This is a genomic window from Brenneria corticis (assembly GCF_003115855.1).
GTDB classification, from domain to species: Bacteria; Pseudomonadota; Gammaproteobacteria; order Enterobacterales; family Enterobacteriaceae; genus Brenneria; species Brenneria corticis.
Window position 1 is genome coordinate 22700 of sequence record NZ_KZ819093.1, and the last position, 17573, is coordinate 40272.

The 17573-nt window shown below is 57.3% G+C and carries 18 protein-coding genes; 4 read left to right on the forward strand and 14 right to left on the reverse strand.

Annotation, left to right across the window (positions count from 1 at the left end; translation table 11 throughout):
- Nucleotides 1–25: 25 nt before the first annotated feature.
- The 6 genes from DDT56_RS20060 to DDT56_RS20085 are packed head-to-tail and all read right to left on the reverse strand — an operon-like array spanning nt 26 to nt 5549.
- The gene (locus DDT56_RS20060; RefSeq protein ID WP_136168163.1) at nt 26–1540 is read right to left on the reverse strand and encodes an ABC transporter substrate-binding protein; all 1515 of its coding nucleotides are present in this window, start codon (nt 1538–1540) and stop codon (nt 26–28) included.
- 16 nt (nt 1541–1556) lie between these two features.
- Nucleotides 1557–2555, reverse strand: a complete 999-nt coding sequence (locus DDT56_RS20065; RefSeq protein WP_136168164.1) for an ABC transporter ATP-binding protein — start codon at nt 2553–2555, stop codon at nt 1557–1559.
- Nucleotides 2545–3546, reverse strand: coding sequence for an ABC transporter ATP-binding protein (locus DDT56_RS20070; protein WP_136168165.1), 1002 nt, complete (start codon nt 3544–3546; stop codon nt 2545–2547). Before DDT56_RS20070 ends, DDT56_RS20065 begins: the two co-directional genes overlap by 11 nt.
- Nucleotides 3543–4388, reverse strand: coding sequence for an ABC transporter permease (locus DDT56_RS20075; RefSeq protein WP_136168166.1), 846 nt, complete (start codon nt 4386–4388; stop codon nt 3543–3545). Before DDT56_RS20075 ends, DDT56_RS20070 begins: the two co-directional genes overlap by 4 nt.
- Complete coding sequence (locus DDT56_RS20080; protein ID WP_136168167.1) at nt 4385–5323, reverse strand: ABC transporter permease; 939 nt, start codon at nt 5321–5323, stop codon at nt 4385–4387. Before DDT56_RS20080 ends, DDT56_RS20075 begins: the two co-directional genes overlap by 4 nt.
- A 4-nt stretch (nt 5324–5327) precedes the next feature.
- Nucleotides 5328–5549: a hypothetical protein gene (locus DDT56_RS20085; protein WP_136168168.1), complete on the reverse strand. Its 222-nt coding sequence runs from the start codon at nt 5547–5549 to the stop codon at nt 5328–5330.
- A 193-nt stretch (nt 5550–5742) separates the two neighbouring features.
- Here DDT56_RS20085 and DDT56_RS20090 point away from each other — a divergent pair, with 193 nt between their 5' ends.
- Nucleotides 5743–6498 carry a LuxR family transcriptional regulator gene (locus tag DDT56_RS20090; protein WP_136168169.1) on the forward strand — a complete coding sequence of 252 codons (756 nt, stop codon included), beginning with the start codon at nt 5743–5745 and terminating at the stop codon, nt 6496–6498.
- 78 nt (nt 6499–6576) lie between these two features.
- Nucleotides 6577–7488: a proline iminopeptidase-family hydrolase gene (locus tag DDT56_RS20095; RefSeq protein WP_136168170.1), complete on the forward strand. Its 912-nt coding sequence runs from the start codon at nt 6577–6579 to the stop codon at nt 7486–7488.
- A gap of 73 nt (nt 7489–7561) precedes the next feature.
- Here DDT56_RS20095 and DDT56_RS20100 read toward each other — a convergent pair whose 3' ends face one another.
- The 7 genes from DDT56_RS20100 to dusC form a co-directional block, all read right to left on the reverse strand.
- The gene (locus DDT56_RS20100; protein ID WP_136168171.1) at nt 7562–7897 is read right to left on the reverse strand and encodes an FMN-binding protein; all 336 of its coding nucleotides are present in this window, start codon (nt 7895–7897) and stop codon (nt 7562–7564) included.
- 141 nt (nt 7898–8038) lie between these two features.
- Nucleotides 8039–9448 carry a flavocytochrome c gene (locus DDT56_RS20105; protein WP_136168172.1) on the reverse strand — a complete coding sequence of 470 codons (1410 nt, stop codon included), beginning with the start codon at nt 9446–9448 and terminating at the stop codon, nt 8039–8041.
- A gap of 215 nt (nt 9449–9663) precedes the next feature.
- Nucleotides 9664–11076 carry a flavocytochrome c gene (locus tag DDT56_RS20110; protein WP_168197655.1) on the reverse strand — a complete coding sequence of 471 codons (1413 nt, stop codon included), beginning with the start codon at nt 11074–11076 and terminating at the stop codon, nt 9664–9666.
- 364 nt (nt 11077–11440) lie between these two features.
- Complete coding sequence (gene cyaB, locus DDT56_RS20115; RefSeq protein WP_136168173.1) at nt 11441–11980, reverse strand: class IV adenylate cyclase; 540 nt, start codon at nt 11978–11980, stop codon at nt 11441–11443.
- Between the two features lie 243 nt (nt 11981–12223).
- Entirely contained in the window at nt 12224–12778 is a 555-nt protein-coding gene (locus tag DDT56_RS20120; RefSeq protein WP_246856831.1) for a hypothetical protein, read from the reverse strand.
- A gap of 10 nt (nt 12779–12788) precedes the next feature.
- The gene (gene mmuM / locus DDT56_RS20125; RefSeq protein WP_136168174.1) at nt 12789–13727 is read right to left on the reverse strand and encodes a homocysteine S-methyltransferase; all 939 of its coding nucleotides are present in this window, start codon (nt 13725–13727) and stop codon (nt 12789–12791) included.
- Between the two features lie 81 nt (nt 13728–13808).
- Complete coding sequence (dusC, locus tag DDT56_RS20130; protein WP_136168175.1) at nt 13809–14741, reverse strand: tRNA dihydrouridine(16) synthase DusC; 933 nt, start codon at nt 14739–14741, stop codon at nt 13809–13811.
- A 223-nt stretch (nt 14742–14964) separates the two neighbouring features.
- Between dusC and DDT56_RS20135 the strand changes: the two genes are divergently transcribed.
- Complete coding sequence (locus DDT56_RS20135) at nt 14965–15636, forward strand: epoxyqueuosine reductase QueH (protein ID WP_136168176.1); 672 nt, start codon at nt 14965–14967, stop codon at nt 15634–15636.
- A gap of 15 nt (nt 15637–15651) precedes the next feature.
- On the opposite strand, the gene DDT56_RS20140 is transcribed toward DDT56_RS20135, so the two are convergent.
- Nucleotides 15652–16527 carry a helix-turn-helix domain-containing protein gene (locus DDT56_RS20140; RefSeq protein ID WP_136168177.1) on the reverse strand — a complete coding sequence of 292 codons (876 nt, stop codon included), beginning with the start codon at nt 16525–16527 and terminating at the stop codon, nt 15652–15654.
- A gap of 112 nt (nt 16528–16639) precedes the next feature.
- On the opposite strand from DDT56_RS20140, the gene DDT56_RS20145 reads away from it, so the two are divergent.
- Nucleotides 16640–17539, forward strand: a complete 900-nt coding sequence (locus tag DDT56_RS20145; protein ID WP_136168178.1) for a DMT family transporter — start codon at nt 16640–16642, stop codon at nt 17537–17539.
- Nucleotides 17540–17573: the final 34 nt, after the last annotated feature.

Here is a 17573-nt window from a genome sequence, read left to right on the forward strand (position 1 = left end):
CCGGTATCCCTCAGACGGCGATCTATCACTCTTTTACCGCGTCCTCCAGGAAGAAGCGCCCAAGCGGATTCTGATAAAACCCTTTGATATTCTTCCGGCTGACGTTGCGGTAGGGGCTGTAGTAAAGATCGATCCAGTTAACGTCGGCCTTGGCCGTTTTCTGCAAATCGATATACATCTGTTCGCGTTTCCTCGGGTCCATCTCGACGCGGGCCGCCGCCACCAGCGCTTTCACCTTGTCATTACGGTAGTGGGTCATGTAGTTGTTATTGGCGTCATGCCCCAGCACAAAGGTGGTTTTCTGATCGGGGTCGAGAATATCGTTGGTCCAGTACATCACGGAGATGTCGTATTCACCCGCCACCAGCATATCCCAGCTCTGACTTGGATCGACCTTTTGCAACCTGACCGTTATCCCGGCCCGGGCCAATTGCTGTTGCAATAGGATAGCTATCTGCTCATCGACCTCGTCACCGGCGTTCACCACGTAGTTCAGCGAGAGTCCGCCGGCGCCGGCGTCCGCCAGCATCTTTTTCGCCTTTTCGGGATCGTAAGGGCGGCGCAGATTATCGGCATAGTGATAAAGCGCGCCGACCGGAACATAAGAGTTCGCCACGCTGCCATAGCCGAACGTCACCGTCTTGACGATGGCATCCTTATCAATGGCGAAATCCAGCGCCTGGCGCACTTCCGCTTTCGCCAGCGCGCCGCGGGCATGATTTATCAGCAGGTGATCTTCCCGCGTGGAGCGATCCAGTTCGACGGTCAGGTTAGGATCCTTCTGCAACGAGGCGATGCGTGAAAACGGCACCGACAGCGCGGCATCCAGTTCGCCGGCCTGCACTTTGAGCATCCGGGTATTGTCATCCGGCAGCGTCAGCCACTCCACGCCATCCAGACTGACGCTGTCGGCCTGCCAGAAGTGAGGGTTCTTCACCAGTACCACTTTCTCGCCGCGCGTCCATTCCTTGACGCTGAAGGCGCCGGAACCCACGGGTTTTTCCGCAAAGGCCTCTTCGCCTTCCGCCATCAACGCTTTCTCTGAAATAACCGACGCATTGGGCAGCGCCAGTTGCGACAGAAATGGCGCCGAAGGTGATTTCAGCGTGATCGTCAGCGTATGCGGATCGGTCGCTTCGGCTTTCTCGATAATACTGTAGGAATCGCGCCACAGCGACTCGCTGTTATCACGGATGCGCAGCAGGCTGAAGGCCGCATCGCCGGCGCTGACCGGCGTACCGTCGGAGAATTTGGCATCGCGGATTTTCAGGGTGTATACCTTGCCATCGTCAGACACCGTCCAGCTTTCCGCCAGTCCGGGCTCCAGTTTGGTTCCACTCCTATCCACCCGCACCAGCGGATCGAATACATTCGAGAATACCCAGTTATCGGCGTTCTGCGCCGACTTGATCGGATCGAAAGTGGTGCTGTCCTCACGGCGGCCGATGGTCAGGATCCCTGCCGCCTGCGCCATTTCACCGACGGCGCTTAGCGCCAGCAGCAGCCCGGCAGCGGCAATATTATAATGTTTTTGCTTCATTTCGTTTTCCCTCAGTCTACGGATAAACCCAGACGCCATCACGCCGATTCAGCGTGCAGGCGAAGGCATGCTCGGCACAATGCCGCATTTCAGGCGCCGCGCCCTGACGGCACGACGGTAGAGCATAGGGGCAGCGGGGATGAAAGGCGCATCCGGCCGGCAGCGCGACGGGACTCGGCGGCTCCCCCGGCAACGGGTTGACGGGCAGCGGCCGTTCGGGGTCGATCTCAGGTATGGCCGCCACCAGCGCAGCGGTATAGGGGTGAAGCGGCAGGGTAAAGACGGCTTCGGTCGGCCCCTCCTCCACAATCCGCCCCAGATACATCACCGCCACCCGATCGCACAGGCGGCGCACAATCGCCAGATCGTGGGCGATAAACAAGACGGCCAGCCCCATTTTTTCGCGCAGATCCATCAGCAGATTGATAATCTGCCCCTGAATGGAAACATCCAGCGCCGCCACGCATTCATCGGCGACGATCAGCCGTGGCTCCAGCGCCAGCGCGCGCGCAATCCCCGCCCGCTGGCACTGGCCGCCGCTTAGTCCCTGCGGACGCCGATCCGCCTGTTCAGGCCGCAACCCCACCAGCGTCAGCAGTTCGCTTACCCGTGCGGCCACGGCCGACGGCGGGACCTTTCGATGCACCCGCAAGACTTCGGCGATGCTCTCGCCGATGGTCTGGCGCGGATTCAGCGATGAGAACGGATCCTGAAAAATCATCGCCGTTTGTCGGCGCAGCCGGGCAATATCGCTTTTCAGACCGCCGGTAATCAGGTGTCCGTCAAAGCGCACCCGACCCGCGCTGGGCGTTTCCAGATGCAGGATCGCCCGTCCCAGCGTGCTCTTGCCGCTGCCGGACTCGCCGACCAGACCAAAGGTCTCCCCGGCATGGATATGCAAAGAGACGTGGTTCACCGCCTGTAAACGGCGTTTTCGCAAGCCGAAGCCGCCGGCAACGGGGAACGTGACCGACAGGTCGTCAATATCCAGTAGCGGGTGGGATTTACTGACCATTATCCCTCCCGTCGCATGCCTGCATGCCGGGCGGCAAGGGATGGTGACAGGCAGCCCCGTGGGCGTGCGCCGTCTGCTGTGCCCGCATCGGCGGCTGCGTGAGGCGACAATCCCCTTGAGCGTACTGGCAACGCGGGTGAAAACGGCAGCCGGAGGGGAAACGCTCGGCAAGCGGCGGCTGCCCCGCAATGGTCCGCAGCCGCCCATAGCCTCCTTCGCTCACCGGCTGGCAGTCAATCAGTCCGCGGGTATACGGATGTAACGGCCCGGCCAGCAGCTGACGCTTATCACCGATTTCACATAACCGCCCGCCGTACATAACGGCGATGCGATCGCAGGTTTGCGCCACCACGCCCAGATCGTGGGTGATCAGGATAATCGCGATGCCCAGCCGATCGCGCAGTTCGTTCAGCAGGCGTAGGATCTGCATTTGTACGGTGACGTCCAGCGCCGTCGTCGGCTCATCGGCAATCAGCACGGCGGGTTCGCAGGCCAGCGCCACGGCGATCATCGCCCGCTGGCGCATGCCGCCGGAAAATTCATGAGGGTAGTTGTCCACCCGCCGCTGCGGATCGGCAATACCGACCTGGCGCAACAGCGCCACCGCCTGCCGTCGGGCTTCGCGGCGACCGGCCGCAAAGTGCAGGCGGCGGCTCTCGGCGATCTGCTGACCGATGGTCATCACCGGATTGAGATGGCTGGCGGGGTTCTGGAAAATCATGCCGATTTGCCGTCCGCGCATGGCCGTCATCTGCCGTTCATTCAGCGTCAACAGCGACTTATCGCGCAGCAGGATATCGCCTCCGGCGATACGCAGCCCGTCGCCGGGCAGCAGGCGCATCAGCGCCCGGCAGGTAATGGTTTTACCGGATCCGCTTTCGCCCACCAGACCGAGAATCTCCCCCTGTTCAAGCGTCAGCGAGACACGATCGACCAGCGCGATGCCCTGCGGATTTTCAACGGTTAACTGCGACACCGTTAATAGCGTCATGGCCGTTCTCCCAGCTTGTCGCCCAGTCCGTCAGCCAGCAGGCTGAAGCCCATCGCCAGCAGCACAATCGCCAGGCCGGGAAAGGCGGTGATCCACCAGGCGGTGGTAATAAAACTTTGTCCTTCCGCCACCATAACGCCCCACTCCGCCAGAGGCGGCTGAACCCCCAGCCCCAGATAACTCACCGCGGCGCCGTTGAGCAGCACCAGTACGCAGTCGGACATGGCGAACACCACCGAGCCGGTCAGCGCATTGGGCAACAGGTGAATAAACAGGATCCGGGCATGGTTATAGCCCAGGCTGCGCGCCGCCAGCATAAAATCACGCTGTTTCAGCGTCAGGACCTGGGCGCGCACCAGTCGGGCATAGGAGACCCATCCCACCATCGCCATCGCGATATAAAAGCTGCTCAGTCCGGGGCCGAGAATGGCGATGATGGCCAGCATCAGCACCAGAAAGGGAAACGCCAGCACAATATCAATGCCGCGCATCACAACCGCATCCACCGTCCCGCCGATATAGCCGGAGAGCGCGCCTATCGCCGTGCCGATGACAAACGGGAAAATCACCCCCATTACGCAGATTTGCAGATCGACTCTGGCCCCCCAGATTACCCGCGAGAAAATATCGCGTCCGAAATTATCGGTGCCGAACAGATGAGGTAAGCCAGGCGGAAGCAGGCTGGCCTCCAGCTGTTGAGCAATCGGATCGTAAGGGGCAATCCACGGCGCCAGCAGCGCCAGCAATAGCCAGCTCCCCAGTATCAGCACGCCTGCCGTCAGGGTATGCCGCCGCGGTAGCCAGCGGTAACGAACGCGATGGACGACCGGGGTCAGGCTCATTGTTTTACCCTCGGATCCAGCGCTACGGTGAGTAAATCCGCCAGCAGATTCACCGCCACCGTAGCCAGCGCGAAGACCATAACCACGCCCTGCACCACCATATAGTCGCGGCTGAAAATAGCCTTTACCAACAGTTGTCCCATTCCCGGAATGGCGAACACGCTTTCGATCACCACCGTGCTGCCGATCAGCCAGCCGATATTGACCGCCAGCAGATTCACCGTGGGCACCAGCGAGTTAGGCAGGACATGGCGCCAGAAAATGCGCCGCTCGCTTTGCCCGCGGGCGCGGGCGGCGGTGACGTAATCATTTTTCAACTCCATCAGCAGGCTGGCGCGCAGATTGCGGGTCAGCACGGCGGACAGCGCCAGCGCCACCGTCAGGCAGGGCAGCGCCAGATGATGCAGCCGCTCGGCCCAGTCATCGCCATAACCGGACACCGGGAACCAGCCCAGCGTAATGCTGAACAACAGGATCAGCATGATGCCGAGCCAAAAGGCGGGAAATCCCAGCCCGGCGGTGGAAAACAGCCGGATAAGCTGATCGGGCAGACGCCCGCGGCGGCGCGCCGCCGTTGCCGCCAGAGGCAGGGTAAGCAGCAGCGCCAGCAGCACGCTGCCCGTCACCAGATGTAGCGTAGGCTCAATCCGTGACAGGATCAGCTTCAGGGTATCGACGCGATAAACGATGGATCGGCCCATCTCGCCATGCAGCAGATTGCGCAGAAAATAGAGATATTGCAGCCATACCGGCTCATCAAGCGCGTATTGCGCGCGGATACGCGCCACGGCCTCCGGCGTGCTGCGCACGCCGAGCAAAATACGCACCGGATCGCCGGGAATAGCGCGCACCATCACGAAGGTGATCAGGCTGATGCCCAGCAGAACCGGCAGCAGCTGTAACGGACGCCAGAGCAGAAAACGATAGCGATGCATAGGTTTACCCTCTTTCGCCGTTACGCTGCTGGAGGAATAAAGCGCGCCGCGACGCACTGATATGGTGCAATTCCAGCGCGTTCGCCAGTTCGGCGCGCATTATCGGCAGACCATCGCCGGGGGTTGCGGCTCCGTCATTCAGACGCCGTTTATCCGCCTTATGATTGTCGCCACCCAGTGCCGCCTTAGCGGGGCGCTGCCTGTCAGCGTTGATTTCGTACCACATATCTCCTCCGGCCGATCGCGGTGAGGGTTATCATCCCCTTGTGCCTACGCTAACCGGCGCTAACGCAAAGGGGTAGTTAGTAAAAATACTAGGTTTGTCCCTACCGTGAGGTGGCACTTTATTTGCATGATTACGATCGGGATTTGCAGGATCCGTGCCCGAATGGAGGGGCCCCTGGCTGGCGGAGGCGAAGATGAAACGGGTAGTGAAAGAAAACGGCGCATGCCCGCAACAAGCGACGCTGGATGCGGCGTTCGAACGGTTGTTCGGAAAAACGTCCCGGCTCGGCTTTGACGCGCTGATTTATGACTACACCCCCGTACCGCGCTCGGTGGAGGGAGAGTTGATCACGCCATCGGTGCTGCAAATGCGCAATGTGCCTGAAGATATGCAGCTGCTGTGGTGCGAGAGCGGGTATTATCAGGTGGACCCGGTGCAAATTTATGCGCTGGAAAGCTGTGCGCCTTTTATCTGGTCTTATCAACGCCCCGATAGTACTTCATTGAGAAATATCATCGATGAGCGGCATTACCCGGTCACGCACTACATGCGCGATAACAATATGCCCTGCGGCGCCACGGTTCCGCTGCACCTGCCGCGCGGCGGGTTTGTCACCGTCACCGGCATCCACAGCGGCGCCGGGCACGAACAGGACATCGGCCAGGTGCTGGCGGAGCTAAGCCTGCTGGCGCATACCTTTCAGGAACAAATTTACCCGTTATTCGACGATCGTGTCCTGACCTGTCAGCATATCCGCCTGAGCAAACGCGAGCGAGAATGTCTGGCATGGGCGGCGGAAGGGCTGACGGCCAAAGAGATTGCCCGTAAGCTTAACCGCTCTATCGCCACCGTCGCGCTGCACCTCAATTCCGCCGCCAGAAAGCTGGGGGCCAGCAATCGCGTACAGGCGGTGGTTCGCGCCCTGCACTACCGGTTGCTGGACAGCTAAACCTATCTTTTTTACTAGCTGTTTCCCCGCTCGCCGCCGTTTACCCTGAAATCATCCATGACCAACAGGGTAAACATCATGTACGACATCAAAGAAGGCTATGCGCCTTATCTTGAGTATCACACCTGGTATCGTATCTGCGGCGATCGTCATAATGGATTAACACCGCTGGTCATTGCCCACGGCGGGCCGGGCTGCACCCATGATTATGTCGACGCGTTTCGTGATATCGCGGAAAGCGGCCGGGCCGTAATCCACTACGACCAGTTGGGCAATGGCCGCTCAACGCACCTTGCGGATAAACCCGCCGATTTCTGGCAACCCGCCCTGTTTCTGGACGAACTGGATAACCTGTTGCGGCACCTTGGTATCGAGCGAAACTATGCGCTGTTGGGACAGTCCTGGGGAGGTATGCTAGGGGCGGAACACGCGGTGACGCGGCCTGCCGGGCTGAAAGCGCTGATTATCGCCAACTCGCCGGCATCGATGGCGCTGTGGCTGTCGGCAGCCGCCAGGCTGCGCAGCGCATTGCCTGACGACATTCAAAACGCGCTGCGACAGCATGAACAGGCCGGTACGCTGAACAGCGCTGCCTACCGAACCGCCACCCAGGCGTTTTACCAACGCCACGTCTGCCGCCTCGATCCCTGGCCGGACGAGGTCAAACGCACCTTCGACGCCATGGACGCCGACCCGACCGTCTACCACGCGATGAACGGCCCGACGGAGTTCCATGTCATCGGCAGTATGAAAAACTGGAGCATCATCGATCGGTTGTCCGCAATCAACGTTCCCACGCTGCTGATCTCCGGACGCTATGACGAAGCGGCGCCGGAAGTTGTCGAACCGTTCGCAGAATATATCCGCGATGCCGAGTGGATTATCTTTGAACACTCCAGCCATATGCCGCACGTCGAGGAGCGCTCGGCCTGCATGGCGGCGGTACGCCATTTTCTGGACAGAAAACTGTCCGCCGGCGGCGGGCAATAACCTCCCCGGCAATGACTGCATGTAACGACCAGTCCGCAATAGTACGCCATCACGGACTGGTGGGGAGAACATGTTATTTTGCTTGTTCCAGAGCCTGCTTCACGGCGTTAATAACCCCCTCACTGGACCCTGTGGCCCCCGTTACCGCATCCACCTGATCAGGATCCTGTGTTTCGATCAGCTCAGGTATCACGTTATCAATAACGCCCATCATCAGCGCTTCAGTGTCTTCATGGCTGACCACCTCGGCGTTGGTGATTTTCCCTCCTTCAACAATCACGGAAACTTCGACTTCCCCCTCTTTTCCCGGCGCTTTACCCGTATAGGTGCCGTCTTTATACTCGGCGGCGGCGGCAAAAGAGAACGAAAGAGCCAACGTGGCCAGCATGGCCGGAATCAAATTTTTCATAGCTTTCCCATAAGTTAGTTGCACACAAAACGCTCATCGAAAACTAACAGTAAGCAGTGCTCCCTGTTGGTAAAGCCTATATTAACCACTCGACCATCGCGGACAATAAGCCAGTACGTTTTTTGGGATCAAATCCCCCGATTATTTACCTTCTTTAATTTCTTTCACCGCCCGATCGGCGCCGATGCGCCCGTAGGTGACAATATCCGCCAGCGAGTTGCCGCCCAGACGGTTGGCGCCATGCACCCCGCCGGCGGCTTCGCCCGCGGCGAACAGGTTGGGGATCACCCTGCCGTTCACATCCAGCGCCTGGGCTCTGTTGTTAATCGCAATCCCGCCCATGGTATGGTGAATGCCCGGCGTGACTTCAATGGCGTAATATTTGCCGCTGTCGAGAGAATGCTTCAGGCTATCGCGGCCGAATTCGGCGTCTTTTTTATCTTTAATATATTGGTCATAGGCGCTGACGGTGTTAACCAACTGTTTGCCATCGACGTTAATGGCTTTGGCCAACTCCTCGACGCTATTTCCTTCGGCAACCAGTTTCTGCTTAAAGTAGGTTTCGATGGTATGATTCTTTTTCACCAGATCGTCGTTAAAAATCACGTAGGCGTGTTTGCCCGGCTGTTTCAGAATATTTTGCGAAACCACATCGCGGGTTAACAGCTCATTGGTAAAGCGTTTGCCCTGTTCGTTGACCAGGATGGCGCCATCTCCCCGCACACCTTCCGAAATCAGGATCCCTTGACCGGGAACCGTAGTGGGATGGATCTGGATATATTCCATATCCACCAGTTTGGCATTCAGCTTCTGCGCCATTTTGATCCCTTCGCCCAGCGCGCCCGGCGCATTGGTGGTTTTAAATCCCACCAGTTTGGGGTCGTATTCCTTAATCATGTCGAAGTTGGCGCCGAAGCCGCCAGAGGTGATCATCACCTTTTTGGCGTCAATAACGTACTCTTTGCCGTCTTTCCCTTTGGCTTTGACACCGATTACCGCGCCTTTGTCATTTTGCAGAATTTCAATTGCCGCCGTATTGGTGCGTAAATCGATATGCTGAGCTTTGATTTTTTTGATCAACGCCACGGCGATATAGCTGCCGGCGGGTTCACCGCCCTCGGGCCGGTGGATACGATCAACGCTCGCGCCACCCGCTCTGGAGACTTCAGAGAGTTCCGCGCCGTTTTCCTTCAGGAAAAGGACCGAATCTTTGGCGTGTTCAGTTAAGGTTTTTACCAGAGCGGGATTATTTTTTTGTTTGCCGCCTTTCATGGTGTCCTGATAAAAAAGCTCAGGGCTGTCATTGATGCCCTTCGCTTTCTGATAGTCGGTCCCTGCCGCATTCAGCCCTCCTTCCGCCCGGGCGGTATTACCACCGGCAAAGGGCATTTTTTCCAACAATATGACTTTCGCACCCTGGTTGTGTGCTTCAATCGCCGCCGACATCCCAGCCCCGCCCGCGCCGATAATGACCAAATCGCTACTTTCACTATGAACGGCGGAGGAAAAGACGAGCGTCAGCGCGCTCAATAAGAAAACTGCGTTCTTCATGAAATATGTGCCTATATTTTGTCATTGCTACAAATAGTGTTACCCCTGAAATTCCAAACCTATATTTTATTGTCCGACCCAATTTTTATCGGGCACTGCTTTGCTACATACAAAGAATCAAACTTTATGTAACGGCGCACAAAGCAGTGCCGATTTACGTCCTATTTCAATTGCCATTTAAAAATTTCAAATAGCCTTTCCAATAAAGGCCCCGATTATTTACCTGCTTTAATTTCTTTCACCGCCTGATCGGCGCCGATGCGGCCGTAGGTGACAATATCCGCCAGCGAGTTGCCGCCCAGACGGTTGGCGCCATGCACCCCGCCGGCGGCTTCGCCCGCGGCGAACAGGTTGGGGATCACCTTGCCGTTCACATCCAGCACCTGGGCTTTATTGTTAATCGCAATCCCGCCCATGGTATGGTGAATGCCCGGCGTGACCTCGATGGCGTAATATTTGCCGCTGTCGAGAGACAGCTTCAGGCTATCGCGGCCGAATTCGGCGTCTTTGCCCTCTTTAACGTAGCCGCTATAGGTACTGACGGTCTGCGCCAGCTGTTTGCCATCGACGTTAATCGCTTTGGCCAGTTCCTCAGCCGTATTCCCTTCGGCGACCAGTTTTTGCTTAAAGTAGGATTGGGTAGCCTTATTTTGCTTGACCAGCGCGTCGTTAAAAATCAGGTAGGCGTGCGCGCCCGGCTGTTTCAGGATACTCTGCGACACCACATCACGGGTGAGCAGTTCATTGATAAAACGCTTGCCGCCTTCATTCACCAGAATCGCGCCGTCGCCGCGCACCGCTTCGGTAATCAGGATGCCTTTGCCGGGAACGGTGGAAGGATGGATCTGGATATATTCCATATCCACCAGTTTGGCGTTCAGCTTGGTCGCCATCTTGATGCCGTCGCCCTGAGAACCTGGCGCATTGGTGGTTTTAAAGCCCACCAGCTTAGGATCGTATTGTTTGATCATGTCAAAGTTGGCGCCGAATCCGCCCGAGGTGATCAACACTTTCTTGGCGTCGATGGTGAATTCCTTGCCGTCTTTCCCTTTGGCTTTTACGCCGGTGACTTCACCCTTGTCATTTTTGACAATATCGGTCGCGGAGGTGCTGGTGCGCAGATCGATGTCCAGCGCTTTGACTTTTTTAATCAGCGCCACGGCAATAAAACTTCCCGCGGGTTCGCCGCCGGCGGGACGGTGGGTTCGGTCGACGCGAGAGCCGCCGGTACGGGTCAGATCCGCCAGGTCGGCGCCGTTCTCTTTCAGGAAAACAACCGAATCCTTGGCATGTTCGGTGAGGGTTTTAACCACTTCCGGGTTATTGATATTGCGCCCCCCTTTCATGGTGTCTTCATAGAAGGCTGCTGGGCTATCCTCAATGCCTCTGGCTTTTTGCAGATCCGTGCCGGCGGCGTTTAATCCGGCTTCGGCCCGGGCGGTATTTCCGCCGGCAAAAGGCATTTTCTCCAGCAATATGACTTTTGCGCCCTGATTATGCGCTTCGATGGCCGCCGACATCCCCGCCCCGCCCGCGCCGATAATGACTAAATCCGTCGTTTCGCTGTGAGCGGCCGCGGAAAAGGCTAATGCCAACGCACTCAATAACAGGAGTTGTTTTTTCATCATAAATGAACCTATATTTTGTTATTTCCAATAAAGAATTCCGATTACCAGACCGATGCTCATCATCCTGTACGAAAAAACCATCGCCCGTAACCCTGTGCAAAACGCATCAATTTAAATCCTACTCCGATTAGCATACAAAAATTTTAACTTGATCATATATTTATAAATCCCCTGAATTATATAAATGGGAAAAACATCAGCGGGGGTATAAAAAAGGACGCCTAATTTTCGTTAGGCATCCTTTTTAGCGGATAGAAAGATATGGTCGGCAATTGAGCGAGGGTAAAATAGTGAAAATAGATTTTTAATTTAACAGTCAAATAACAAAAAAAAGACATAATCAATCAATTTATTACTATTGGAACTAAAAACCCAATAATTGCCGATATGAATGATTTTCTATATTATCCATTGACAGCCCCAGGCGAATGGCGCATTCAAGACACTGTTCCCGCAGCGTATTCAGCTCCGTTTCATCATCCGTCATCACGGATATTTCGACAAAATGGCCGAGCTCCTCGATATAATCCAGCGTAATATGAAAAATACCCAGGAAATAGACGCTGCGAGTCTTATAGACTTCATGGATCGCATTATATCCCAGCGTCTGCAACATGCTGTCCGTCTTTTCGAACGATTCGACGTTGACGGCCTCACAGCGCTGGGCGCCGGGTCCTTTGACGATCCACAGCTTAATCCCCGACGGGGCCATGCGCCGTAATAACATGCTGATGTTTTGTTGTTGCAGGCCGTTTTGCGCATCGTCGTAATAAATATCGTGCTCTTTATTCTCGAAGACAAAGGCCTCAGGGTGATGGCTAAAGAGCGTATCGCGGAAAGCAGCGATATCCTGGATGCGAAATTTCAGTTCAACTTCATATTTCCCTGTGAAATGTTCAAGCATGTTCTTTCTCCTTACAGGACTGCCCGTAAGCACTATGGAACGCTCGGCCCGACATATCAACGTACTTCGTCCAAAGATGTCGGCACATTAAGCCGGATGCTCGCAAAATGCACGTTCAGCCGTCCATATACAGATCATACTGGTACCGCCAGGCCAGTACCGGCGGTGGTCAACGGCATGTAGTCCACAGCGCGGTATGCCAGCCGTTACATAGTAATCAAGATGGAAAAAACTGCTAGCGCTTTAGCCCGCAGAAGGGCTCGGCGCCAGGATATGTATGGCTTCAAAGCCGTGATGATGCATAAATTCACGCAAAATTAGCAACCTGGCGGAAAATGCATTCTCCAGCGGAATGCCTTCCCATGCGGCGGGCGCCCCGAGCATCACTCGCTCCAGACGTTTGAAGGTTCGTTCCAGATCGTCCAACGGCAATAGCCAGCCCCCGGCTTGTTCTTTTATGCCTGAAATCCGCGCGATGTCGGACAATGCCGCATCGCAGGAAAACAGCGCCGAGGCGGCGGGAAGGTCGCGCCGAATGCCTATCACCTCATCCTCAACGGTCATAATCGCCAGTTCCATTTCATCCGGCGTGGGGGGAAGATGTTTAAAAAAGGCATGCGCCGTTTTTGCGTAACCTATCGCCAGATGAAGCAGCGACTCCGGCTGCGCTCCCGTTCCGCAGACCGCGGTCGTTTGCCGTTCGCCAATCCGCAGCAAGGTCACCGGCTGCGCCGGCGCAACGCGCGCGCCGGCTTGTTCATATTGCCGGCGGGCATCGGCGTCGATATCCATCATCATTCTCCTTCCCTCAAGGTTGGCAGCATCGGGCGATCGCGGCGATATCCGCCGGCGTGGTGCGGCAACAGCCGCCGATCAGTTTTGCCCCCGCGGCCCGCCACTGTGGTAAATACTCCGCCAAAGAACAGCTATGACCGTCGCCATCGCTCCAGGTTTTGGCGACCGCATCATAGTGCTCGCCCGAGTTCGGATACACCACCAGCGGCAGCGAAGTTTCCGCCGACAGCTGCGCCAACGCCGCGGTCACCTTATTCAGCGCGATACAGTTGATGCCGACGGCCACCACCTGCGGATACGCGTTCAACAGCGTCAGCACCTCGCGCAAAGGGGTGCCGTCACTCAGGTGCGCGCTGTCGCGCAGGGTAAAAGAGAACCATGCCGACGCCTGCGGGAACTCGGTCAGCAATTCCGCCAACGCCTTGATTTCAGGGAACGACGGCAGCGTTTCACAGGCAAGGATATCCACGCCGGCGTCAAGCAGCGTGGCCATCCGCACGCGGTGAAAATCCATCATTTCGCTCTGGGGCAGCGAGTAATCGCCGCGATACTCCGAGCCATCCGCCAGATAGGCGCCATAGGGCCCTATCGATCCGGCAATCAGCAGTTTCCCGACCTGAGGATGGGTTTTACGGAAGTCGTCACGCGCCTGAACGGCAAGCTGCACGCTTTTTTCAATCAGCGCCTGCGACTGCCGTTCACTGAATCCCCGCGACTTAAAGCGCAGCGGCGTCGCCTGATAGCTGGCGGTGATGGCGCATTGGGCGCCGGCATGAAAATAGTCGAGATGAACCTGATAAATCAGCGCCGGATTTTCAACCAACACCTTCGCCGACCAGAGCGGATCGTTCAAATCGCAGCCGCGCGCTTCCAGCTCCGTGGCCAGCGCGCCGTCCAGTACAATCGCCGGCGCCGTCGCCAGCATTTCAGCCACAGGATTATTCCGCAACATCGTAGACTCCCTTTGCAAATTTACGCATCTGAACATAATAAGCGCCATAATACAGCTTAAAGAAGGAGAAGCCGACGGGACTTATCTTGCGCAGATCGCCCGGGCGATATCGGCGGAGCGGTTCAACGCCCGGATTTCGCCGAACAGCGCCGCGGCCTCGGTATACTCTTTACGCAAATAGCCCAGCCACTGTTTGATGCGGGCAACGTGATACAGCCCGGTATCGCCCTGTTTTTCCAGCCGCACGTATTTTTGCAGCAGTGTCATCACCTCTTCCCACGCCATCCGCGGTTGGTTATATTTTATCACCCGGCTCAGATTCGGTACGTTCAGCGCCCCGCGGCCAATCATAACCGCATCGCAGCCGGTGGCGGCCAGACACGCCTGCGCGCTCTGCCAGTCCCAGATTTCACCGTTGGCGATCACCGGGATGCGCAACCGCCGGCGGATTTCGCCAATCGCCGCCCAGTCGATATATTCGGCTTTATACCCCTGCTCCTTGGTGCGGCCGTGCACCGCCAGTTCCGTTGCCCCGGCCTGCTGCACCGCATCGGCGATTTCAAACTGCCGATCGCCGGAATCCCACCCCAGGCGCACTTTCACCGTCACCGGCAAATGCGCCGGCACCGCGTCGCGCATGGCTTTCGCCCCCTGGTAAATCAGTTCGGGATCCTTTAACAGCGTGGCTCCGCCGCCGCTGCCGTTGACCAGTTTGGACGGGCAGCCGCAGTTCAGATCGACGCCATACGACCCCAGTTCGACGGCGCGCGCCGCGTTCTCCGCCAGCCATTGCGGATATTGCCCCAGCAGTTGCACGCGCACCGGCGTACCGGACGGCGTGCGGCTGGCATAATGTAGTTCCGGGCATAAGCGATAGAAGGACTTGACCGGCAGGCGTTGATCCACCACCCGCAAAAACTCGGTGATGCACAGATCATAATCGTTGACCTCGGTCAGCAGCTCCCGCACCAACGAATCGAGAACCCCTTCCATCGGGGCAAGCAAAACACGCATAACGCTACTCGGTTAGCAAAAAAAGCACGCCATGGTACTGTTCATGGCAAGGATAGCGCAACGGGAAAGATGATGGGCGCGCCGCCTATCGTTGCCGGCCGCGAAAGTCTCGGTTTCGCATCCGATGTGGCTATAAATGTTGTCACGGTGTGTCTTATCATCAATAATTCGTTTCCTATATGTTACATTCAGGTCCCCGGCGGACCACAACGAAATGATTGCCATGTCGAATGTCAAAACCGCGGACTTTCAACGTCCGACGCTCTCACTACCGGACGGCGCAGACAAACTGCTGTTGCACTCCTGCTGCGCTCCCTGTTCGGGCGAAGTGATGGAAGCCATTACCGCCTCCGGCATTGAGTACACCATTTTCTTCTATAACCCGAATATTCATCCGCAACGCGAATACCTGATTCGCAAAGAGGAAAATATTCGCTTCGCCGAACAGCACAACGTGCCGTTTGTTGACGCCGATTACGATACCGATAACTGGTTCGAACGGGCCAAAGGCATGGAGTGGGAGCCGGAACGCGGTATTCGCTGCACCATGTGTTTCGATATGCGCTTTGAACGGACGGCGCTGTATGCGGCCGAAAACGGCTTCAGCGTTATCTCCAGCTCGCTGGGCATTTCACGCTGGAAAAACATGCAGCAGATTAATGACTGCGGACACAGCGCGGCTGAAAAATACCCCGGCGTGGTCTACTGGGATTACAACTGGCGCAAAGGCGGCGGCTCCGCGCGGATGATAGAGATCAGCAAGCGCGAGCGTTTTTATCAGCAGGAATATTGCGGTTGTGTCTATTCGCTGCGCGATTCCAATAAGCACCGAAAATCTCAGGGCCGCGACATTATCCGCATTGGAAAATTATATTACGGCGACGACCCGGAATAAGCTTGCCGCCCGCCCTCAGCGCGACAGGCTGCGGCGCAGCGCGGAGGGCGTGACGCCGAAAGCGCGTTTAAAACGGTGGCTAAGGTGGCTGGCGGAGCTGAAACCGCAGGCCAGGGCGATGTCGGTGATCGACAGCGTGCCGCAACGCAGCATCTCGTCCGCTTTCGCCAGCCGCCGTTGCAGCACGTACTGGTGCGGCGCCACGCCTTCGCTCTGGCGAAACATGCGCGCAAAGTGAAATTCGCTCAATCCGGCCTCCGCCGCCAGTTCAGATAAGGTCAGCGGCGCGCCGAGGCGGGCTTCGATCCACTCTTTGACTCGGCGCAGCACCGCGGGCGCCAGCCCGCCCCGCACCTCCGGCAGCGTCCAGCGCAGCTGGGTGTATCGCCGGAGAACGTGGATCATCAGCAGGGTCGCCGCGCTGCTCAGCACCAGCTGATTGGCCGGCACGGACCAGTCGTTATTAAGTAGAAACCGGCGATACAGCAAGGCGATCTGCGTATCCTCACCGAAAATACGCTCCTCGGTGCGAATCGACGCCGGGCTGCGGTCCCAGGTCTGCTCCGCCAGTTGGCGAAAATGGCCGTCGTCGCAGTAGAGGTGCGCGAAAGAGAGGTCGCCGCGAATATCCCAGACGGAAACGCTCTGTTTCGGCATCAGACAGAAGCGATCGGGCCCGCCGCCGTTATGCCAGCCATCCGGCGTTTTATGGTAACTCTCGTAGCCGTCGGCGACGTACAGACTGAGGGTGTGATGATCGCTGTTTTCCACGGTGACCAGATCGTGGCGGTTAAACCAGGACGCCAGACGCACGCCGGAACCGAGCTCGACGGTATCCCGCAGCTCCGTTTTATGCTGTTGCAGCGTATCGAACACTTTATAGCGGCTCATTCGCCCTCCCGTTAATAAACCGCAAGATTATGCTATCGAGCGCAATCCGCTGAAAGCCCGCCTCCGAGGAAAACCGCATACTGGCGGACATGATAACCGCCGGAGTCCGCTTATGAACGTTTTTCTCTACCTTTCCGTGGTGCTGATCTGGGGCACCACCTGGATCGCCATCAGCATGCAGCAGGGCAGCGTGGCTGCCGAAGTCTCCATTTTCTGGCGGTTCCTGATTTCGGCGGCGATTTTACTGGGATTTCTGACGATCGCCCGCCTCCTTCGCCCGCTGACGCGTCAAGCCCATCTACTGTGCATGGTGCAGGGGCTCTGCGTATTCGGCATCAACTTTCTCTGTTTTTACCACGCCATCGCCTGGATTTCGAGCGGATTGGAATCGGTTATTTTCTCCATGGCGGTGCTGTTCAACGCCTTTAACGGCCGGCTGTTTTTCGGCCAGCGCCTGACGCGCAATGTGATCTTCGCCGCGCCGCTGGGCCTAGCCGGCATCGTGGCGCTGTTCTGGCACGATCTGATGAATATGGAGGCCCAGCCGCATCTGCTGTGGGGCGTCGGGCTAAGTCTGATCGGCACCTACTGTTTTTCGCTGGGCAATATGATCAGTTTTCAGCATCAGCGCCAGGGACGCGACGTTATGACCACCAACGGCTGGGGGATGGGCTATGGCGCGCTGTGGATGGGGCTGTTCAGCCTGTTTCAGGACTACGACTTTACGCTGGACGCGTCACCGGGCTATCTGGCGTCGCTGGGCTATTTGGCGCTATTCGGATCGGTGATTGGCTTCGGCGCCTATTTCAGTCTGGTGGGACGCATCGGCGCCAGCCAGGCCGCCTACGCCACGCTGCTGTTTCCGCTGGTTGCGCTATCGGTATCGACGCTGTTCGAAGATTACCATTGGCATGTCAACGCCGTGCTGGGATTGGTGATGATTCTGGCGGGTAACGCGGTGATGTTTTACCGACCGCGCGGCGGCGCAGCGCAAACCGCACAGGCCAAATAAAGACAGGGAGCCGAAAGGCTCCCTGAGACGGATA